The sequence below is a fragment of the Nocardioides sp. NPDC087217 genome (assembly GCF_044744805.1).
Classification (GTDB): Bacteria; Actinomycetota; Actinomycetes; order Propionibacteriales; family Nocardioidaceae; genus Nocardioides.
Map to the genome: position 1 here is coordinate 65,780 of NZ_JBIUZB010000009.1, position 20,563 is coordinate 86,342.

A 20,563-nucleotide genomic window follows, 5' to 3' on the forward strand; every position below is an offset into this window, starting at 1 on the left:
CCCCGAAGGAAACCCTCGTGACCGAGTCGTTCTTCTCCATGTTCACGCCCAAGGAGATCGCGCACATCAGCGCCACCGGCACCCGCGTGCACCTGCCGGAGGGCTGGTCGCCGATCTGGGAGGACACCCCGCCGGACAAGGCCTACATCATCCTCGACGGCACCGTCTCGGTCCGCCGGGACAAGGAGGAGATCGCCCAGTGCGGTCCCGGTGACATCATCGGCGAGGCGGCGATCATGAGGGGCTCGCTGCGCACGGCCTCCATCGTCGCCCTCACCCCGCTCGACCTGATCCACCTCAGCGCCGACAAGCTGCAGCAGCTGTCCGTCGAGATGCCGACGTTCGCGAGGGCGTTGGAGAAGGTCGCCAAGGACAGGTTCGGCTCCTGACGCTCGACGAACAGGCTGACGAGGGCCTCGGTCAGGGCCGTGGCCGTGAGGCAGACATCGAGCTGGCCGAGGCTCTCGCCGTGGTCGAGTCCTTCGTCCTCGGCCAGACGCCCACGCTGACCCGCGCCGAGGTCGCGGGTGCGGTCGGCGTGCCCATGGAGGTCGCCGAGGACCTGTGGCACCACCTCGGCTTCCCGCACGCGGGCGAGGACGAGATCGCCTTCACCGAGGCCGATGTCGAGGCGTTGCGGATGACGCAGGAGCTCGTACGCCTCGGGGTGCTCAGCGAGGACCGCCAGGCCGCGCTCGTGCGGACCTGGGGACGGTCCTACGCGCGCCTGGCCGAGTGGCAGACGTCGCTGCTGGCCGAGGTCGCCCGGGAGCGGGGTGGCGACGAGGTCGAGGACCTGGTCGCCCTGACCGGGCAGGTGCTGCCGCTGGTCGAGTCGCTGCAGGACTATGTCTGGCGCCGCCATCTGGTCAGCGCGGCGCGGCGGATGCTCACCGTCGCGGACGCCTCCGCGGTGCCCCTGGCGGTCGGCTTCCTCGACATCGTCGGCTACACCGCGCGGTCCAAACGGCTCAGCGACAAGGAGCTGGTCGACTGGGTCGAGGAGTTCGAGGACACCTGCTCCGACGTCGTCGTCGAGCACGGCGGACGGGTGATCAAGTATCTCGGCGACGGGGTGTTCTTCACGTTCGAGGACGTCGCCGCCGCGGCCCGGACCGCCCTGGACCTGGCCGCCCTCGGGGAGGATCGCGACAGCGCGTTTCCGCACGTCAGAGCCGGGATATCCTACGGCGACGTGGTGCTCCGGCTCGGCGACGTCTTCGGCCCGACGGTCAACATCGCCGCCCGTCTCACGACCGTCGCCCGGCCCTCGTCGGTGGTCGTCGACGAGAACGCCGCCGCCGCGCTCGAGGACGTCGACGGCTTCCAGGTCGAGAAGATGCGGCGTACGAGCGTGAAGGGCTACTCCCGCCTGCAGGCGTTCCGGCTGCGTTCGCGGTCCGACTGAACCTGATCGAACCGGGCCAGGATAGTCGGGCGCCGGAGGTTGCTCCCAGGCGAGGCTTGCTGGCGAAAGGAGGACCACATGATCGGAACGCTCAACACCCTGGTCGACCTGGTCGAGGCAGATCTCACCGGCGAGGTGGACGTGGCTCGGGTCGCTCGCGACCACGGCACCACCGAGTACCACCTGCGCCGGATGTTCTCGGCGCTGGCCGGGATGCCCCTGTCCGACTACGTACGCCGCCGCCGGATGACCCTGGCTGCGGCCGACCTGGTGGCCGGCGCCCCTGACCTCCTGGAGGTCGCGGTCCGCTACGGCTACGGCTCGACCGAGGCATTCGGGCGCGCGTTCCGTGCCGTGCACGGAACGGCTCCGGCCGACGTGCGCCGATCCGGTGGTCCGCTACGCACGCAACCCACGCTCAGGTTCCGCCTGAGCGTCGAAGGGAGCACCCCGATGGACGTCACCATCAACGACATGCCCGAGCTCCGGCTCGTCGGCCACGCCACCAAAGTCCCGCTGATCTATGAGGGCGTGAACCCGCACATCCAGGCACACATCGCCTCGCTCGCACCCGAGGAGCATGTCCGCCTCAAGGAGCTCAACGACACCGACCCGCGCGGCATCCTCGCCGTCACCGAGTCCGCGTCGCCCGATGCACCGGAGGGATCGATGATCACCTACCTGCACGGGGTCGCGGTCACGCCGTCGGCCGAGGTTCCGGACGGGCTCGACAGCATCACCGTGCCGGCCGGCTCCTGGGCGGTCTTCGCCTCCAGCGGCCCGCACCCGGAGACGCTGCAGCGGCTCTGGGCGGCGACCGCCACCGACTGGTTCCCGTCGAACCCGTGGCGGCTCCGCCCCGGCCCGTCGATCCTGCGCTACCTCGAGCTCACCGAGACGTACGCCTCGTGCGAGCTCTGGTTGCCGGTGGAGCAGTAACGACGCCGGTCGAGCCGGATTCGTGAGGTACGAACGAATCCGTGTCGAGACCAACACGGTCCTCATCGAGCGCCGAGGGGACTGTGTTGGTCTCGACACGCCTCCGCCTAGCGGCTCCGAGGTCTGAACGAAGTGGCCTTCGACCAGCGAGGGTCAGCGGATGGTGACCTGTCGGTTGGCGAGCCCGGCGCGAGCCGAGCGGACCTCAGGGGTGATCTCGGAGTCGTCGGCGAGGGCCTCGTCGAGCAGCTTCTTGAACGCCACCGCCGGCTCCTCGAGCGCCTCGGCGCCGGTGCCGACCGGCAGGTCCCAGACGGGAGCGAGCAGACCGTGGGCACGGAACATGCCGACGAAACGAGCGTCGGGGATGATCACGTCCTCGCCGGTCACGTGCAGGCGCGCGAGCGCGGTCAGCAGGGCGTCCTCGGGCTCGGGCATCACCCAGCGCAGGTGCTCCTTGGAGCCGACCGAGGTCCAGTACGCAGCCTCGACCGACGCCAGTCGCAGCGTCGGGAGCACCGACTCGTTGGCGTGCTCGAGCGCGTGCTCGAAGTCGCCCTTGTCCTCGACGTCGGCGAGCCACCAGTCGAAGCCCTCGTGGACGGTGACGTCGAGCGAGGAGTTGGTGATCAGGTCCTGCAGCCGTGGCCCGTCGCCGGGTGCGGTGGTCAGGCCGAAGATCCCGGACTCACCCGACGCCCGCGCCTCGAGCGCCTGGAGCAGCGCCGCAGCCACATCGCGCGACACGTCGCCGTAGTTGTGCTGCACCTGCAGCCCGGCCCAGACCTCGCCCGAGTCGCGCGACATCGCCGGCGCGGCGCCGGGCAGCAGGGTGCCCAGCGTGACCGGCGTCGACTCGAAGCCCTTCACCGTCAGCGACACCGTCGCCGAGGGCACCAGCTCACGCAGCGCGACCAGGTCGCACTCGCCTGGCAGGCCCTCGAACGGGCGCCCCACGAACGCGCCGCCGGCGGCACCGTGGCACGCCTTGTAGCGCTTGCCGGACCCGCACGGGCACGCCGCACGCGGGTTGGGACCGTCCGTCGGGGCCGCAGCCGCCTGACGGTTCTTGACTCGGGACTTCTTGGCCACGGCCAAACCCTAACCTGCCGGGCCCGCGCACCCTGTAACACGTCGTTCGTAGCACTACTCGCCCTATCAGAACGACCGGATAGTGGGTGTAACAGCGTGTTACAGCTGGCTCAGCGGCCGAGCAGCTCCAGCATGAACCCCGGCCGGTCGGTGATGACCGCATTGACCCCGAGGTCGAGGCAGAGCTTGAGCTGCTCCTCGGTGTTGACGGTGTAGACGTGGAGGTTGCGGCCCTTCGACGCCAGCCGACGCCCGAGCTTTGGGTGGGCGGTGAGCATCTCGATGCTGGCCCCGAGCCACCAGTCCGGGCCGATCGCGTGCCGCAGGAGCGACCAGTTGGCGGCGCGGTCGACGAGCTGGACCAGAGGTACGCCCGGCGCCAGCCGCTCCACCCGCTGCAGCGCCGTGAAGGAGAAGCTCATCACCCGCACCGGGCTGCCCGGACCCGCCCAGCCGAAGTCGTTGAGCACGTCGACCAGACGCCCCTCGGTCAGCCCGCCGTAGCGCGTCGGGTGCTTGGTCTCGATCGCCATCTCGACGTGCCGGCCGTAGTCCCGCACGACCCGCAGCAGCCGGTGCAGCGTGAGTACGCCCCGCATGTCCCGGTCGGGCTGCTCGTCCTCCCCCTCCCAGAACCCGTTCTTCCAGGCCGCGAAGTCGATCGCCTGCAGCTCGGCGAGGGTCATCTCCGAGACCAGCCCCCGCGCGCCGATACGGCGCAGGTGACGGTCGTGGACACAGACGAGATGCCCGTCCATGGTCAGACGTACGTCGCACTCCAAGGCGTCCGCGCCCGCATCCAGGGCTGCGACGTACGCAGCGAGGGTGTGCTCCGCGATCTCATGACTGGCGCCGCGATGCGCGACGACCTGGGGCCTCATGAGGAGATTGTTGTCCATCGGACGACCGCGTGGGGGCACGACACGACGTCGAAAGTGTTACCTCGCTGTGTACGCCGCGGTCCTGGTCCGGGCATCACCGCCCTCCGGTCACCCGCAGCGTCGTCGCAGTGACGTACCCGGCCTTCTCGCTCATCAGCCAGGCGACGGCCTCGGCGACCTCGTCGGGTGAGCCCGCTCGGCCGATCGGGATCTGGGGTGCCATCCGCGCGATCCGGCCGGGGTCACCGGTGTTGGCGTGCATGTCGGTCTCGGTGAGCCCCGGGGCGACCGCGACGACCCGGATACCGAGCGGGGCGACCTCGAGCCCGAGGCCCTTGGTGAGCGCGTCGATGCCGGCCTTCGCGGCGGCGTAGTGGACGTACTCCCCCGGTGATCCCAGCGTGGCGGCACCCGAGGAGATGTTGACGATCACTCCGCCCTCGGCGAGCGCCGACACGGCCGCGCGGGCGACCAGCGTGGGGCCGACCAGGTTGACCGCGTACGTCCTCCGGATCTCGTCGGCCGGAGTGTCGACGAGGGGCGCGTAGCGGTACGTCGCGCCGGCGTTGTTGACCACGCCGGTGACCGGCCCGGCAGCCTCGAAGAGGGCGGCGATCCCGGCGTCGGTGGTGATGTCCGCGGCCACGATCTCGCAGGAGACCCCGAGCGCCCTGACCTCGTCGCGCGTCGCGACGGCAGCAGCTTCGTCGGACAGGTACCCGAGCACGAGCGAGTGGCCGTCAGCGGCAAGCCGACGAGCGACAGCGGCGCCGATCCCGCGGGTGCCGCCGGTGATGAGAGTTCTGTCTTTCACACCCGAAGGGTGTCACGCAGCCTCCACGCAACCATCGCCAGTGCCAGGACGCCGGCGAGCGCCCATCCGGCGGGGTAGTGCACCGCGGGTTCGTTCCAGCGCTCGTGGAAGTAGACCAGGTGCGAGGAGAGCAGCCCGGCGTCGACCGAACGTCCCTCCTGGATGAGTACGCCGATGGCCACCAGCACCGTCAGCAGCGTCTGCATCGCCCAGCCCAGGATCCAGGCGGGCACCCACGCGACGACATCGACGGCGCGGCGTACGGACGTCACGAGCACGGTCACCAGGGCAGCCGCCAGCAGCGCGTCGATGACCGACGACGGCAGCTCGCCGGGGAGCATCCCGTCGAGCCAGAGGGGTACGCAGACGGCCGGCGCGGCCAGCATCGGCGCCCGCAGCACGCACGGCCCGAGGCTCGCGGCGATCCCGGCGGCGAGACCGGCGACCGTCGTGATCGCGGCGATGGCGATCAGATGGGTCAGCATCGACGGGTTGGTCGCCGCCGGCCCGGCCGCGAACATCAGCCCGAGGAGGGCCGCGGCGACGACACCGGTGCCGGCGAGCACGGCACTGAGCAGCCGGCGGTCCGGACGCAGCCCCGCAGCGAGCCCACCGAGCGCGGCGGCGAGCAACGTGAACGAGACCAGCTCGGCGACCATCGGGGCGAGCAGGAGCGGCTGCGGCTGGACGAGCTGGGGCAGGAAACCGACGCCCCAACCCGCGGCCGCGACCAGCGGAACCATCCACAGACGAGTCCGTTCAGTCATGTCGTCCACGGTGTCAGGCGCAAGGTGAGACCAGGCGGCGTACCGGGGAACACCAGCCCAACGTCAGGTGGCCCGACCGTTGCCGTTCATCACCAAGGTGGGGGGATTTCTAATTGCAGGGCGCGGAAATGGAATACCTGGGTAGGCTCATGGGACGGACACGTACCCCACGCGTGGAAGAGGTGAGACCGGCATGACCAAAGAACCCCGAAAATTCTGGGCCAGAAGCATCAGTACAGCGGCGCTGACCAGCATCGGGCCTCGGGCCGTTGCCGCCGTCGCGCTGACCGCTGCCTTCGCGGTTCTGGCCCCGAACGAGGCACGCCTCGACACCGGTCATCAGCAGCCTGAGCTGCCCGATCCGGGCGCTCTTCAGGACCCCCTCGGCATCTCCAACGGCCTGGGTGGCGTGAAGAACCTGACCCCGACCGACGCAGTGAGGCTGGCCTCCAACGCCGAGGAGCTGTCGATCCCGGCGGTCGCCCTGGCTGCGTACCAGCGCTCGGCCACCGTGCTCAACGACGCCGACGCCTCCTGCCGCATCGACTGGGCGCTGGTCGCCGCGATCGGCATGGTCGAGAGCAACCACGGCCGCTTCGGCGGTAGCGAGCTCAACTCCAACGGCCTCGCCCTCCCCGCGATCATCGGCCCGCAGCTCAACGGCGCGGGCAACTACGCGGCGATCCGCGACACCGACAACGGCCTCTACGACCACGACACGGTGTACGACCACGCTGTCGGCCCGATGCAGTTCATCCCCTCCACCTGGACGGTCGTGGGCACCGACGGTGACGGCGACAACCGCCGCGACCCCCAGGACGTCGACGACGCCGCCGTCGCCACGGCGGCGTTCCTGTGCGCCGGCACCGAGGACGTCAGCACCGACTCCGGCGCCCAGTCCGCGGTCTACCGCTACAACCAGAGCGACACGTACGTCGAGGCCGTGCTGAAGATCGCCGGCCAGTACCGCAACGGGGAGTTCCCCGGCTCACCGAGCGTGGACGGTGGGTCCACCTCCTCGATGAGGACCACCACGTCCCCCCTTCCGCGCACCTCGAACACCGTCACGCCGAAGTCGGAGGTCAAGGCCGCTCCCAACGGCGCCACCAAGACTCCGGTTCCCGCCCCGCCGACGGACTCCGGTGACAACGAGCCCGACCCGTCGACGGACCCGAGCACAGATCCCAGCGACGGTGAGACCAGCGAGCCGACGCCGACCCCGACGCCCACACCGACTCCGACGCCCACTCCGACGCCCACACCGACCCCGACCCCGACGCCCACCGATGCAGCGACGGCGACGACTCTCGCGGAGCCCTGCAGAGTGGCGACGATCGCGGTCTACGGCGAGACCCTCGAGGCGGAAGACAAGGTCACCTACGACGCCGTGATCGCCAACTGCATCGCCACGTTCGAGCCGGGGACGACCATGCCGGAGGGCCTCACGATCAGGGACCACCTGCGCACGCTCTACGGGACGCCAGAGTTCCCGAACCTCAAGGAGCCGACCGCGGAGGCGACTGCTCCGGACGAGACGGTCGTGGAGGCCCCGACCGCCTCGTCGTCGTAGCGAGCCGGGTCAGCTGACCTTGATCACCGTCTTGCCGAAGTTCTGACCGCGAAGCATCCGGTTGAACGCGGCGGGCGCGTTCTCGAGGCCCTCGGTGATGTCCTCGCGGTAGCGGAGCCTGCCCTCGGCCAGCCAGCCGGTCGCCTCGGCGAGGAACGTCTGCTCGTGGTCGCGGACGAACTCGGTCTGGATGAAACCCCTGATCAGCAGGGACTTGTTGAGCACCTGCCGCATCAGCCCCGGCGCCCGGTCGGGACCCTCGGGAGCGGAGGTGTCGTTGTAGTGCGCGACGATCCCGCAGACCGGCACCCGGGCGAACTTGTTGAGCCGCGGCAGCACCGCATTCCACACATGTCCGCCGACGTTCTCGAAGTAGACGTCGATCCCGTCGGGGACCGCCGCCTTCAGCTGCTCCTTGAAGTCGGGTGCGCGGTGGTCGAGGGCGGCATCGAAACCGAGCTCGGTCAGATGCGCGACCTTCTCCGGTCCGCCCGCGATGCCGACGGCACGGCAGCCGAGGATCTTCGCGATCTGTCCGACCGTGGCGCCGACGGGACCGGTCGCGGCCGCGACCACGACGGTCTCGCCGGGCTTCGGCTGGCCGATCTGGGTCAACCCCGCGTACGCCGTGAACCCCGGCATCCCCAGCACGCCAAGCGCGGTGGAGACGGGTGCGACGGACGGGTCGAGGCGGCGGGTGTGCTGGGCCGGTGCGACGGAGAACGCCTGCCAGCCGCCGTACGCCAGCACCACGTCGCCCACCTGCCGCGACGGATCCCGCGACTCCACCACCTCGGCGACCGTGGCACCGGGCAGCACGTCGCCCAGGGCGGTCGGGGCGGCGTACGAGGGCGCATCGCTCATCCGCCCGCGCATGTAGGGGTCGAGCGAGAGGAACTTCGTACGCAGCAGCACCTCGCCCTCCGCGGGCGCCGGCACCTCGGAGGCAACGATCGAGAAGTCCTCGGCGGTAGGCTCACCGACCGGGCGAGCGCGGAGCAGGATCTGGGTGTTCGTGTCGGTCATCCCGCCATGGTGCCTCACCGGCGGGTAGGCTTGCTTAATTACAACTAAACCTATTGACTTAGCGCATGAAGCGCCGGGTCGACGTCCACCAGCACCTGTGGCCGCCCGCACTGGTCGAGGAGCTGCGCCGCCGGCGGCAGCCTCCGTACCTCGATGGCTGGGTGCTCCACCTCGACGGGGAGCCGCCCTACTCCGTCGACCCGGCAGATCATGACCTCACCCGCCGCGCGGCGCAGGAGGACGGCCTCGTCCTGCTGTCGCTCTCCAGCCCACTGGGGATCGAGTCGCTCGCCCCGGGCGAGGCGCGCGGACTGCTCGACGCCTGGCACGGCTTCGCCGACGACCTGCCCGCCGACTACGGGCTGTGGGCCGCACCGGCGCTCGTCGAACCGGACCTCGACGGCCTCGCCAAGATCCTGGCGCACGACCGCGTCCACGGCCTCCAGGTCCCGGCGACGGCGCTGACGACGCCGTCCGCGCTCGAGACCCTGGCTCCCGTCCTGGCCACGGCCCAGCAGACCGACCTGCCCGTCCTCGTGCACCCAGGACCCGCCGACCCAGGCCCGGCGAGCGAGCTGCCCGGCTGGTGGCCCGCACTCACCTCGTACGTCGCCCAGCAGAGCGCCGCATGGCACTCCTGGCACGTCGCGGGGCGGTCGCTGCTGCCGACCCTGCGGATCGCCTTCGTGGGGCTGGCCGGCCTCGCGCCGCTGCACCACGAGCGCCTCGCGCAGCGCGGCGGGGAGCTCGGTGCGATCGACCGGCACGTCTACTACGAGACCTCGTCATACGGCACCCAGGCGATCGACGCGATGTCGCGCGTGGTCGGGGTGGACCCGCTGGTGAACGGCTCGGACCGGCCGTACGCCGAGCCGACCGATCCCGACCTCGGCGAGGCCCTGAGCCGGGCGATCTTCGTCGCCAACCCGCACCATCTGCTCACCGGAGGAGACCGATGACCATCACCGAACCGACCGTGACCGAGCCGGCCGCCGACACCGTCCTGAGCGGCGCGGACCTGCCCGAGCTGCCGGGACGTACGCTCGCTCCCGGCGAGCTGCGCGCCTGGGTCGACGAGCTCGCGGCGCACCCCGAGCGGTGGGAGCACCTGGTGCGCCACGACACCGGCGGGCGCCACTACGTCTCGCTCTACCGGGACAAGGACATCGACGTCTGGCTGCTGTGCTGGAACACCGTCGACGACACCGGCTGGCACGACCACGACATCTCCTCGGGCGCGGTAGCCGTGACCCACGGAGCGGTCTTCGAGCAGCAGCCGAGGTTCGGCGGCGATCCCGTGCAACGGCAGGTCGGCGCGGGCCGCAGCTTCGGCTTCGGACCCGACCACATCCACCGGATGAGCGGTGCGGTCGACGGCGCGGTCTCGATCCACGCCTACTCGCCGCCACTGTGGCGGATGGGGCAGTACGCGATCAGCGACGACGGCGTGATGCGCCGCGTCTCGGTCTCCTATGCCGACGAGCTGCGCCCGCTGGAGGACTGAACGACCTACGCCGCGCCGAGTCGGCATCTCGGGCATCGAGTCCCGGGATGTGGCAGATTTCAAGCATCGAGGAGCCAGGCTCGGACGGCGAACCCGACGTCCCTGTCCGTTTAACATCTTCGGTTCCTTCCCCGGATCTGGCAGGCTGAGGATCTTGTGCAACGGCGTCCGCAGGTGAAGAACAACAGACAGGAGCGGTGGCTGTGATCGAGTTCGAGGGCGTGACCAAGCGCTATCCGGACGGCACCGTTGCCGTGGAAGACCTCTCCCTGACGGTCGACACCGGGAAGATCACCGTGTTCGTCGGACCGTCCGGGTGCGGCAAGACGACCGCGCTGCGGATGATCAACCGGATGATCGAGCCGAGCTCCGGCCGGATCCTGATCGACGGTGACGACGTCACCAGCCGCCCGGAGGCACAGCTGCGGCGCGAGATCGGCTACGTGATCCAGGGCGCCGGGCTCTTCCCGCACCGCACGGTCCTCGACAACGTCGCGACCGTCCCGATCCTGCAGGGCATCTCCCGCCGGGAAGCCCGCACGAGCGCCCTGGACCTGCTCGAGCGCGTCGGGCTCGCCGCCAACCTCGGCGAGCGCTACCCGGCCCAGCTCTCCGGGGGACAGCAGCAGCGCGTCGGCGTCGCCCGGGCGCTCGCGGCCGACCCGCCGGTGCTGCTCATGGACGAGCCGTTCTCGGCCGTCGACCCGGTCGTACGCGACGACCTCCAGCAGGAGCTGCTCCGGCTCCATGGCGAGCTCGGCAAGACGATCGTCCTGGTCACCCACGACATCGACGAGGCGATCCGCCTCGGCGACAAGGTCGCCGTCTTCGCCCAGGGCGCCCGCTTGGCCCAGTTCGCCCCGCCCGCCGACCTTCTCGCCGCACCGGCCGACGACTTCGTCGCCTCACTCGTCGGTCGCGACCGCGGCTTCCGGGGCCTCGGCTTCGCCGACGGGAGCTCGGTCCCGCTCAAGCCTATCGACCACGGCGTCGACGGCCTCACCCTCGAGGTCGACCACGACGGCCGACCGCTGGGCTGGCGCGGTTCCGACGGGCTCCTCCCGACCGAGGGCACCTTCAGCGACGGTGCCAACCTGCGTACGGTCACCGACCTGGTCATCCTCTCGCCCGCCGGCGCGGCGATCCGGGTCGACGCCGAGGGTCGAGCCGACGGGCTGGTCCTGCTCGAGGACCTGGCCGGCAGCGTACGTTCGCAGCAGCGGGAGCGGCTGACAGCACTGGCCACCTCGGAGGATGCCGGGTGAGCGAGATCTGGCGCTATCTCGAGACCAACGCGGACGACGTCCTCACCGCGCTCGTCCAGCACATCTGGCTCGCTCTGATCCCGGTGGCGATCGCCTTCGTCCTCGCCCTGCCGCTGGGCGCCCTGGTCCATCGCTACGTCCCGGCGCGCCACATCGCGCTCACCGCGGGCAGCGTGATCTACACCGTCCCGTCGCTGGCGCTGCTCCTGCTGCTCCCGGGCATCCTCGGCACCAGCGTCCTCGACCCGGTCAACGTGGTCATCGCGCTCACCCTGTACTCGCTCGCCCTGCTCGTCCGCACGACGGCCGACGGTCTCGACGCGGTCGACACCACCGTCCTGCAGGCCGCGACCGCGATGGGCTATCGACCCGTACGCCGCTGGTTCACGGTCCAGCTGCCGCTGGCCATGCCGGTGATCCTGACCGGTCTGCGGGTGGCGACCGTGGCCAACGTGAGCATGGTCAGCATCGCGGCCCTGATCGGCATCGGCGGCCTCGGGCAGCTCTTCACCCGCGGGTTCCAGCTCGGCTTCTACCTGCCGCCGATCATCATCGGGCTGGTCCTCTCGGTCACCCTCGCGGTCATCGCCGATGTCCTCATCGTCGCCGTCCAGCGCGGGCTCACCCCGTGGGCGAGAGCGGGGGCGCGATGAGCCTCGACTACCTGCTCGACGCCGCCAACTGGTCGCTGACCAGCCCCGACGGCTTCCCCCAGCGCATCCTCGAGCACCTCGGCTACACCGTCCTCGCCCTGGCGATCGCGGCCGCGATCGCATTCCCGATCGGTCTGCTGATCGGTCACACCGGCCGCGGCGCCCTGATCGCCATCAACCTCGGCAACGCCGGCCGCGCGCTGCCGACTCTCGGCGTACTCATGCTCGCGCTCGGCCTGGTCGGGATCGGTCTGGTCCCGGTCACGATCGCCCTGGTCGTGCTCGCCATCCCGCCCATCCTCGCCACGACGTACGCCGGCATCCAGTCCGTCGCCGACGAGACCGTCGACGCGGCGCGAGGCGTCGGCATGACCGAGACCCAGATCGCCTGGCGCGTCGAGGTCCCGATCGCCCTGCCGATCATCATCGGCGGCCTGCGCAATGCGTCGCTCCAGGTGGTCTCGACCGCGACCATCGCCGCGTACGCCGGTCTAGGCGGCCTCGGCCGCTATCTCTTCGACGGGCTGGCGACGCTCCAGTACGACCAGGTGGTCGCCGGCGCGATCGTGCTCGCCGTGCTCGCGGTCGCGATCGACCTGGCGCTCGCGGGCGTACAGCGACTCCTCGTCTCGCCCGGTGTCGACGGCCGCGAGGCCGGCAACCGCCCGACCACCCTCCGCCCCGCCGGCCAACCCGCTGGCACACCCGCCGGCTGACCAACCCAGCAACCCGAGAGGTATCTCAATGTCCCGCCGAATCCGCACCACCGCGTACCTGTTCGCGACGCTCGCCGTGGCAGGCACCCTGACCGCCTGCGGCGGTGACCCGCTCGACTCGGGATCGGACTCCGACTCGGGCGGCGGCACGATCGTCGTCGGCTCGGCCAACTTCCCCGAGAGCGAGTTGCTCATGGAGATGTACGCCCAGGCTCTCGAGGCCGAGGGCGTCAAGGTCGAGACCAAGCCCAACATCGGGTCCCGCGAGGTCTACATGGAGGCCTTCAAGAGCGGCGACATCGACCTGCTGCCGGAGTACAACGGAGGCCTGCTGTCCTACCTGACGGACGGCAACCTGCCGGAGAACGTCTCCGCCCCCGAGGACGTCTACGACGCGCTCCAGGACGTGCTCCCGGAGGGCAGCCAGACGCTGCCGCAGTCGGCCGCCGAGGACAAGGACTCGCTGACGGTGACCAAGGAGACCGCCGAGAAGTACTCCCTGACCAGCATCGAGGACCTCGCCCCGGTGGCCAAGGATCTCACCCTCGGCGCCAGCCCGGAGTTCAAGACGCGTGCCCAGGGGGTCCCGGGCCTGGCTGAGGTCTACGGGGTCACCTTCAAGGAGATCACGCCGACCGACCCCGGCGGCCCGCTGACCGTCGCGGCCCTGAAGAAGGGCTCCGTCGACGTGGCCAACGTGTTCACGACCGACTCCGCGATCCCGACGAACGACTGGGTCGTCCTGGAGGACCCGAAGAACCTCTTCCTCGCCCAGAACATCGTCCCGCTGATCCGCTCCGAGGCGCTCAGCAGCGACGCCGAGACCGCGCTCAACGCGGTCTCCGAGGCGCTGACCACCGCCAACCTGACCGAGGCTCTCGCCAAGGTCCAGGTCGACAAGGCCGACCCGGCCACCGTCGCCAAGGAGTTCCTCGCCGACAACGGCGTCAGCTGAGCGCTGACCCCAGGCCGCTCCGGTAGGTCAGAAGTCCTTCGAGCCCTCGTAGGAACGTCTCTCCGACCGGGGCGGGATCGGTCAGACAGCCGGCCGCCATCGCACCGTCTCGCAGCATGACGAAGTGGCGGCCGGCAAACTCCGAATCAGGCTTCCCCGTCGCCGCGAAGAGCTCGGTCATCGTGGCCAGGAACCACTCCCGGTGCTTCAGCACCGCCTGATGGACCACGTGCTCCGGGTCCGGGTATTCGGCGGCGGCGTTGAGGAACGCGCACCCTCGGAACCCCTCGCCCTGGATGTCCGCGGCGATCGACCGGCCGACGGCCCGGATGAGCTCGTCGGGGTCGTCGACCTCTGCCCGGGCGGCATCCAGGCGCGCCCGGATCGCCTCGTCGGCGTGCGTCAGGTACGCCACGACGAGCTCATCCTTGCTCCGGAAGTGCCGATAGAGCGTCGCCCGCGTGACCTGCGCCTCGGCGATCACGCGATCCACCCCGACCGAGTGCAGACCCTCGGCGTAGAAGAGTCGACTCGCCGTGCTGAGCAGTCGGTCCCGGGCCTCAGACATCCGTCATCCCTCTCGTTCTCGTGGTCTCAACGGTAGCAGACAGAACGATCGGTCTTGCATTTTCCGGAAAGCTGCGACAGACTCTGGATTCAGGTAGAACGATCGTTCTGTCTCCCAGCTTGATCCACGAAAGGGATCTGATGTCCACCTCCGTCGAGACCGGTCAATCCGGCACACTGAACGCCCCGACCAGCGCGCTGCCGAAGCTCTACTTCGCCCGCTTCGGGTTCGCGATCGTCTGGGCCGTACTCGTTGCCCTCACCGCCACGGCGCTCAACGCGGCGAGCATCGCGCTGCTGGTCATCTACCCGCTGTTCGACGTAGCGGCCGCCGTGGTCGACCACCGCACCTCGGGCGCCAAGGGCCCGCGTGTACTGCTGTACGTCAACATGGCACTCAGCCTGCTCACCGCTGTCGGCGTCGCTGTCGCGGCCACCTCCGGGATCCCGGACATCCTGCGGGTGTGGGGCGCCTGGGCGATCACCGCCGGCCTGGTCCAGCTGTTCGTCGCGATACGCCGCTACCGACTCGGTGGTCAGTGGGCGATGATCCTCAGCGGTGGGATCTCGACCTTCGCCGGAACCGGATTCATCCTGATGGCCGCCGGCCCGAAGGCGTCACTCACCGGCCTCGCGGGCTACGCGACGCTGGGCGGCATCTTCTTCCTGATTTCTGCCCTCCGACTGCGCCAGCGCGCGGGTAAGGTCAACTGACATGACGAGCACCAGCCAAGATCTGACCGTCGACGTCATCGTCATCGGCGCCGGCCCGACCGGCGAGAACGTCGCAGACCGCGTCGTGCAGGGCGGCCTGACCGCAGCGATCGTCGAGCGCGAGCTCGTCGGCGGGGAGTGCTCCTACTGGGCGTGCATGCCGACGAAGGCCCTTCTGCGGGACGCGGCAGCCCTGCGCGCCGCCCGCGCGCTTCCCGCCGCAGGTCAGGCGGTCACGGGCACGCTGGATGCCGCCGCCGTGTTCGCCCGGCGCGACGGGTTCACCTCCAACTGGAAGGACACCGGTCAGGTCGAGTGGCTGACCGGGGCCGGGATCACCCTGGTCCGCGGGCACGGGCGCATCACCGACACCCGCGCGGTCACCGTCACCGCCGACGACGGCACGACCACAAACCTTCAGGCACGCCACGCCGTGGTCGTCTCCACCGGCAGCTCCTCCCTCATCCCGCCGATCCCGGGACTCGAGGAAGTCGGTCCCTGGACCAACCGCGAGGCCGCCGGCGCCCAGTCCGTTCCCGATCGCCTGGCAATCATCGGCGGCGGGGTGGTCGGCGCCGAGATGGCGACCGCCTTCAGCGCCCTCGGGTCTCAGGTGACGCTGATCTCCCGCACCCGGCTCCTGCCGGGGGTCGAGAAGTTCGCCGGTGAGCAGGTGGCCGAGGCGCTCCGGACGTACGGGGTCACGCTTCATCTGGACGCCGGCGCGACCGAGGCCCGGCGTGATGATGGCGGTGAGGTGCGGGTGACTCTCTCCGACGGCACCGAGGTGACCGCGGACGAGGTCCTGGTGGCCACCGGTCGGGTGCCCAACACGAAGGACCTCGGTCTGGAGCACGTCGGTCTCGAGCCCGGCAGCTGGCTGAAGGTCGACGACGCCCTGGCCGTGGTCGACGACAGCGGGCAGCTCGAGGAAGGCTGGCTCTACGCCGCAGGTGACGTCAACCATCGAGCGCTGCTGACCCACCACGGGAAGTACCAGGCTCGCGGGCTGGGCGATCTGATCGCGGCACGCGCTCGCGGCGAGAAGCCCGACCTGAGCGCCTGGGGGCGTCACGCCGCCACCGCCGACGAGCGGGCCACCACCCAGGTGATCTTCACCGACCCCGAGGTCGTCGCGGTCGGACACTCCGCCGAATCGGCCGAGGCGGCCGGCATCGAGGTCGGCGTCGTCGACTACGACCTCGGCTCGATCGCCGGAGCGTCGCTCCACGCGGACGGCTACCGGGGTCAGGCGCGGATGGTCATCGACGAGCAGCGCAAGGTCCTGGTCGGCTTCACCGCGGTCGGCCCGGACATCTCCGAGCTCCTGCACTCGGCCACGATCGCGATCGTCGGCGAGGTCCCGCTGGACCGCCTCTGGCACGCGGTTCCCGCCTACCCGACGATCAGCGAGATCTGGCTGCGCCTGCTCGAGACTGCTGGACGCGATCGCTAGAAGAGCTGGCGGAGGTTGGCCTTGCTGAGGTCGATCAGCTCGTCACCCCGACCCGACATGACGGACCGAAGGGCGTAGAGGGTGAAGCCCTTGAGCTGCTCGGCGGTGATGTTGGGCGGGATGGAAAGCTCCTGGCGCTCGGTGACGACGTCGAGGAGGGCGGGGCCGTCGTGACCGAGGACGTCGGCGACCGCGTCCGGGAGATCCGCGGAGTGCTCGACGCGGCGGGCGTAGATGCCCATCGCGTTGGCGACGTCGGCGAAGTTCGGGTTCACCAGGTCGGTGCCGTACGTGACGAAGCCGGCGGCCTTCATCTCGAGCTCGACGAAGTTCAACGAGGAGTTGTTGAAGACGACGAGCTTGACCGGGAGCCGGTTCTGGATGAGGGTGACCAGCTCGCCGAGCAGCATGGTGAGTCCACCGTCACCGGCGAGCGCGACGATCTGCCGGCCCGGGTGGGCGACCTGGGCGCCGACCGCCTGCGACAGTGCGTTGGCCATCGAACCGTGGGCGAAGGAGCCGATCAGCCGGCGGCGACCGTTCATGGTCAGATAGCGCGCCGCCCACACCACCGGCGATCCGACGTCGGGGATGAAGACCGCGTCGTCGGAGGCGGTCTGGTCGATCAGCCGAGCGAGGTACTGCGGGTGGATCGGCGCCTTCGACCGGGACGGTGTGGCCAGCTCGTCGAGCTTGGTCCGGGTGCGGCGGTAGTGGTCCAGAGAGTCGTCCAGATGCCGCCGGTCATCACTCCGGTCGAGCAGCGGCAGCAACGCGGTGGCAGTGTCCTTGACCGTTCCGACCAACCCGAGCTCGATCGGGTGGCGACGGCCGAGCTGCTCGCCACGTACGTCGACCTGGATGCTCTTGGCGCGCTTCGGGAAGAACTGCCGGTAGGGGAAGTCGGTGCCGAGCATCAGCAAGGTGTCGGCCCGCTCCATCGCTCGATAGCCGGAGGCGAAACCCAACAGGCCGGTCATCCCCACGTCGTAGGGGTTGTCGTACTCCAGGAACTCCTTGCCGCGGAGCGCGTGCACCACGGGAGCGCCGAGCGTCTCAGCCAGGGCCACCACCTCGTCGTGCGCACCTGCGCAGCCGGCACCGGCGAGGATGGTGACCCGCTCGCCGGCGTTGAGCAGGTCTGCCGCCCGCCTGATGGCGTCCTCGTCGGGGATGACCCGCGAGCGCGTCGGGCGGATCTCAACGGTCCGCTCGACCACGGACTCGGCCAGCGCGACGTCGCCGGGGATCACCAGCACCGCCACGCCCTGCTTCTCGACCGCCGTACGCATCGCGATCTCGAGCACGTGCGGCATCTGGCTCGGCTGGGCGACGTACTCGGTGTAGACCGAGCACTCCCGGAACAGCTCCTGCGGGTGCGTCTCCTGGAAGTAGCCGGTGCCGATCTCGGCGGTCGGGATGTGGGCGGCGATCGCGAGCACCGGAACCCGTGAGCGGTTGGCGTCGAAGAGGCCGTTGATCAGGTGGAGGTTGCCTGGACCGCAGCTCCCGGCAACCACCGCGAGCTCACCGGTGGTGGCCGCGTCGGCAGCCGCCGCGAACGCGGCAGCCTCCTCGTGACGTACGTGGATCCAGCTGATGTCTCCGTTCTTCCGGAGTGCGTCGGTGAACCCGTTGAGAGAGTCTCCCGGGATCCCGTAGACGCGGCGGACACCGCTGGCGGACAGGGTGGACACGATCTGTTCGGCGATGGTCGACATGCAGTCTCCTTCTCGGCGCGTACGTCGTCCACCGTAGAACAGCGGCGGGCTGCGGCTGTCCATCGACAGCCGCAGCCCGCTCGTTGGGTGCCGGGATCAGCCGCCCGGCTGGGTGACCCCGTCGACCGTCAGGGTGTAGCGCGCCGGGTCGGACACGCTCTCCGTCGGGTCGTCGAACATCACGACCGCCGCCACGGTCTCGGCGGTGTCACCGATCGCGGCGTCGAGCGCAGCACCACTGAGGGTGCCGTCGAACGACTCGTCCAGCGCGAGCGTGTGCACCCACGCGGGCGAGCCCGCCGGGCCGTACGCCACCAGCTGGACCGTCCAGCCCTCGACCGGGGTCGGGTTGACCTGCGACATCGACTGCCAGCCGACCAGGGTGTCGCTGGGCAGCGCGGTGCCGCCCACGGCGATGTCACGCACCCAGAAACCGGACTCGTCGACCCCGGAGTCGGTGATGTAGCGGAACGCCACCAGCACGTTCTGCCCGCCGTACGCCGACAGATCCGCACTCTGCGGCCGCCAGCCTCCGGAGTCGCCGGAGAAGCCGGGCAGGTTGTCGACCACGGTCGGGATGGCACCCGGGTCGTGCTCGCTGGTGGTGTCGGCGGTGGCCAGGCTCTGCCAGGTCTCACCACCGTCGGTGGAGACCTGGACGTAGCCGAAGTCCCAGCCGACCTCGGCGTCCCAGAGGGCGTCGAAGGTCAGCGAGGCTCCGCCGGCGGGCACGTCGACCGCTCGCACGACCGACCGGTCGAGGTTCGGCCCACAGCCGGCGTAGAGCGCTGCGGCCCCGGTGCCGTCGGCGGGCGGCGAACCACAGCTGCTGTCGGCCGCCGTGGCGTCCGGCGGGGTCGCGTCGACCGTCCACTCGACCGGCTTGGGCTCCAACGCCGACGCCCCGTCGAAGCTGAGCGAATCGATCTCGCCCGCGGAGAGGTAGGCCCCGGCGCCGTCACGCAGGCGTACGTAGTCCGAGCCGTTCGGCGGTGCGCCGCTCTCGTTCCACGACTCCGGGTTGTCCCAGTTGACCTTCGCGGAGAGCGAGTCGGCCTGGAACGTCGCCGCGTCACCGCCGTTCAGGTTGCCGCCGTTGGCGTCCAGTGCCGCGTCGAGAGCCACCATGGCGGCCCAGTCGTGGATCGTCTGCTGAGCGGAGACCCCGGCATCGAACTGGTCCAGCACCACCTGGAGCCCCTCGAGACCCCCGGCATCCTCACGGTGCAGGGCACTGAGGAAGTCGGGTCCGTAGTGGCTGGCCAGATACTCCATGAAGGAGTAGACCGCGCCGTAGTCGCACAGCGTCTCCGGCCCACCCTGGTCGCCCCAGGCGGTCAGCGAGTTCTCCGAACCACCGAACGCCGGATCGAGATAGCCCATGAAGCACGCCAGGTGCGAGTCCGCGCCCGGATCGTCAGGTGGGGTGCTGGGGTCGACGTAGCCGACCAGGGTCTGGGCGTAGTCGGAGAGGCCCTCGTTGACCCAGGAGACCTCGTCGGCGTCCTCGTAGTACTCGAGCAGGTGCTGGTACTCGTGCGCGAAGGTGCCCTCGTACAGCAGTGGCCGAGACGCTCCGACCAGCCGTCCGGGAGCGCTGTTCAGCTCCTCGTTGCAGGCGACGTACGCCGGATCGGTGCTGTCGTCGGGCGGGTTGGTGCCGGTGCGGTGCAGCCAGTCGAAGACATCGATGCTCATCACGTTGCGGTCGAAGTACTCGTTGAAGACCGAGTAGAAGAAGCCTGCGATGTAGGTCTGCCCGTCAGGAGTGGCGGGCTCGTAGAAGTTGGCGTCCCGGACGTTGTCGACCAGGACCACGATGTTGTCGCCGTCGCCCTTGTACTCCGAGGACGGCAGGTTGGGGATCAGCCCCGGCAGGGTGGCCTGCTTGCCGTCCCGGTCGGGCGGGACCGAGAACTCCTCCGACTCGATCGGGTAGATGGTGTTGTCGAACTCCGAGATGAAGTTCGAGACCTGGGCGTCGGTGACCTCGGTCAGGCCGAGGGCGTTGCGGCAGTCACCGTCCGGGAACGCCCGGTCCTCGGCGACCCACACCTCGATGTTGTCGCCGACGCCTCGCAGTGTGTAGTCCTTGAGGTAGATGCTTCCCTGGGCGTCGTCGAGGCCCAACCAGGTGCGGCTCTGGCCGACCTTCGCGGGTCCCTTCGGTGCCTGCTTGCCGGCCAGATCGCCCCGGTGCCGCTCGACCCCGAGACGCTTGCCGTTGTTGTAGTCGGACCCGGTCTCCTTGAGCTCCTTGGCGGCCCGGCCACGATCGTCGTCCGACGGTGGCGCGCTGCCGGCGGGTGCGCCGGGCAACGTCAGACCGAGGACGAGCGCTCCTGCGGCTCCGATGGTGAGGAGCCCCATTCTTTTCCCGTACAGCCTTTTCCAACCCCGCATGCGTGGTTCTCCCTCCACTCGCTTCATGCTGCGCCCGAGCTCGCTGCGGGAATGCGGCCGATGTGATGTACGTCACTGGCCACCGCCAAAGTCAAGCACCGTGCCTACGCGG

General features: G+C 69.9%; 20 protein-coding genes. 12 read left to right on the forward strand and 8 right to left on the reverse strand.

Features of this window, described 5'->3' with window-relative positions:
• Positions 1-17 precede the first annotated feature (17 nt).
• The 3 genes from ACIO3S_RS26985 to ACIO3S_RS26995 all read left to right on the forward strand — a co-directional run bounded on the left by ACIO3S_RS26985 (position 18) and on the right by ACIO3S_RS26995 (position 2,347).
• Entirely contained in the window at positions 18-389 is a 372-nt protein-coding gene (locus ACIO3S_RS26985) for a cyclic nucleotide-binding domain-containing protein (RefSeq protein ID WP_160025941.1), read from the forward strand.
• Between the two features lie 80 nt (positions 390-469).
• Positions 470-1,408, forward strand: a complete 939-nt coding sequence (locus ACIO3S_RS26990) for an adenylate/guanylate cyclase domain-containing protein (protein WP_160025942.1) — start codon at positions 470-472, stop codon at positions 1,406-1,408.
• Positions 1,409-1,486: 78 nt separating this feature from the next.
• The gene (locus ACIO3S_RS26995; protein WP_400469231.1) at positions 1,487-2,347 is read left to right on the forward strand and encodes a GyrI-like domain-containing protein; all 861 of its coding nucleotides are present in this window, start codon (positions 1,487-1,489) and stop codon (positions 2,345-2,347) included.
• Between the two features lie 153 nt (positions 2,348-2,500).
• Here ACIO3S_RS26995 and ACIO3S_RS27000 read toward each other — a convergent pair whose 3' ends face one another.
• The 4 genes from ACIO3S_RS27000 to ACIO3S_RS27015 form a co-directional block, all read right to left on the reverse strand.
• On the reverse strand, positions 2,501-3,439 hold the full coding sequence (locus ACIO3S_RS27000) for an SEC-C domain-containing protein (protein ID WP_160025944.1): 939 nt from the start codon (positions 3,437-3,439) through the stop codon (positions 2,501-2,503).
• A 110-nt stretch (positions 3,440-3,549) separates the two neighbouring features.
• Complete coding sequence (locus ACIO3S_RS27005; RefSeq protein ID WP_400469235.1) at positions 3,550-4,320, reverse strand: glycerophosphodiester phosphodiesterase family protein; 771 nt, start codon at positions 4,318-4,320, stop codon at positions 3,550-3,552.
• A 94-nt stretch (positions 4,321-4,414) separates the two neighbouring features.
• Positions 4,415-5,134 (reverse strand): SDR family NAD(P)-dependent oxidoreductase, encoded by a 720-nt coding sequence (locus tag ACIO3S_RS27010; RefSeq protein ID WP_400469238.1) that lies wholly within the window; start codon positions 5,132-5,134, stop codon positions 4,415-4,417.
• Positions 5,131-5,901, reverse strand: a complete 771-nt coding sequence (locus tag ACIO3S_RS27015; protein ID WP_400469241.1) for a hypothetical protein — start codon at positions 5,899-5,901, stop codon at positions 5,131-5,133. The genes ACIO3S_RS27010 and ACIO3S_RS27015 overlap by 4 nt, the downstream gene beginning before the upstream one ends.
• Positions 5,902-6,094: 193 nt before the next feature.
• Here ACIO3S_RS27015 and ACIO3S_RS27020 point away from each other — a divergent pair, with 193 nt between their 5' ends.
• Positions 6,095-7,471 (forward strand): lytic murein transglycosylase, encoded by a 1,377-nt coding sequence (locus ACIO3S_RS27020; RefSeq protein ID WP_400469244.1) that lies wholly within the window; start codon positions 6,095-6,097, stop codon positions 7,469-7,471.
• A gap of 9 nt (positions 7,472-7,480) precedes the next feature.
• Here the strand turns inward: ACIO3S_RS27020 and ACIO3S_RS27025 are convergent, their stop codons facing one another.
• Entirely contained in the window at positions 7,481-8,497 is a 1,017-nt protein-coding gene (locus tag ACIO3S_RS27025; RefSeq protein WP_400469247.1) for an NADP-dependent oxidoreductase, read from the reverse strand.
• Positions 8,498-8,562: 65 nt separating this feature from the next.
• Between ACIO3S_RS27025 and ACIO3S_RS27030 the strand changes: the two genes are divergently transcribed.
• The 6 genes from ACIO3S_RS27030 to ACIO3S_RS27055 all read left to right on the forward strand — a co-directional run bounded on the left by ACIO3S_RS27030 (position 8,563) and on the right by ACIO3S_RS27055 (position 13,590).
• Positions 8,563-9,456, forward strand: a complete 894-nt coding sequence (locus ACIO3S_RS27030; RefSeq protein WP_400469249.1) for an amidohydrolase — start codon at positions 8,563-8,565, stop codon at positions 9,454-9,456.
• On the forward strand, positions 9,453-10,001 hold the full coding sequence (locus ACIO3S_RS27035; RefSeq protein WP_400469252.1) for a cysteine dioxygenase: 549 nt from the start codon (positions 9,453-9,455) through the stop codon (positions 9,999-10,001). The genes ACIO3S_RS27030 and ACIO3S_RS27035 overlap by 4 nt, the downstream gene beginning before the upstream one ends.
• 203 nt (positions 10,002-10,204) lie before the next feature.
• The gene (locus tag ACIO3S_RS27040) at positions 10,205-11,266 is read left to right on the forward strand and encodes an ABC transporter ATP-binding protein (protein WP_400469407.1); all 1,062 of its coding nucleotides are present in this window, start codon (positions 10,205-10,207) and stop codon (positions 11,264-11,266) included.
• The gene (locus ACIO3S_RS27045) at positions 11,263-11,919 is read left to right on the forward strand and encodes an ABC transporter permease (RefSeq protein WP_400469255.1); all 657 of its coding nucleotides are present in this window, start codon (positions 11,263-11,265) and stop codon (positions 11,917-11,919) included. Before ACIO3S_RS27040 ends, ACIO3S_RS27045 begins: the two co-directional genes overlap by 4 nt.
• Positions 11,916-12,635, forward strand: coding sequence for an ABC transporter permease (locus ACIO3S_RS27050; protein WP_400469258.1), 720 nt, complete (start codon positions 11,916-11,918; stop codon positions 12,633-12,635). Before ACIO3S_RS27045 ends, ACIO3S_RS27050 begins: the two co-directional genes overlap by 4 nt.
• A 28-nt stretch (positions 12,636-12,663) precedes the next feature.
• A complete protein-coding gene (locus tag ACIO3S_RS27055) occupies positions 12,664-13,590 on the forward strand; it encodes an ABC transporter substrate-binding protein (RefSeq protein WP_160025955.1) in 927 nt (308 codons plus the stop codon).
• Here ACIO3S_RS27055 and ACIO3S_RS27060 read toward each other — a convergent pair.
• Positions 13,583-14,158 carry a TetR/AcrR family transcriptional regulator gene (locus tag ACIO3S_RS27060; RefSeq protein ID WP_400469262.1) on the reverse strand — a complete coding sequence of 192 codons (576 nt, stop codon included), beginning with the start codon at positions 14,156-14,158 and terminating at the stop codon, positions 13,583-13,585. The genes ACIO3S_RS27055 and ACIO3S_RS27060 overlap by 8 nt on opposite strands.
• 140 nt (positions 14,159-14,298) lie before the next feature.
• Here ACIO3S_RS27060 and ACIO3S_RS27065 point away from each other — a divergent pair, with 140 nt between their 5' ends.
• Positions 14,299-14,871, forward strand: coding sequence for a hypothetical protein (locus tag ACIO3S_RS27065; protein WP_400469265.1), 573 nt, complete (start codon positions 14,299-14,301; stop codon positions 14,869-14,871).
• Between the two features lies 1 nt (position 14,872).
• On the forward strand, positions 14,873-16,327 hold the full coding sequence (locus ACIO3S_RS27070) for a dihydrolipoyl dehydrogenase family protein (protein WP_400469268.1): 1,455 nt from the start codon (positions 14,873-14,875) through the stop codon (positions 16,325-16,327).
• Here the strand turns inward: ACIO3S_RS27070 and poxB are convergent.
• Positions 16,324-18,048, reverse strand: a complete 1,725-nt coding sequence (gene poxB / locus ACIO3S_RS27075; RefSeq protein ID WP_400469271.1) for a ubiquinone-dependent pyruvate dehydrogenase — start codon at positions 18,046-18,048, stop codon at positions 16,324-16,326. The genes ACIO3S_RS27070 and poxB overlap by 4 nt on opposite strands.
• A gap of 96 nt (positions 18,049-18,144) precedes the next feature.
• A complete protein-coding gene (locus ACIO3S_RS27080; protein ID WP_400469274.1) occupies positions 18,145-20,418 on the reverse strand; it encodes a choice-of-anchor J domain-containing protein in 2,274 nt (757 codons plus the stop codon).
• Positions 20,419-20,563 lie beyond the last annotated feature (145 nt).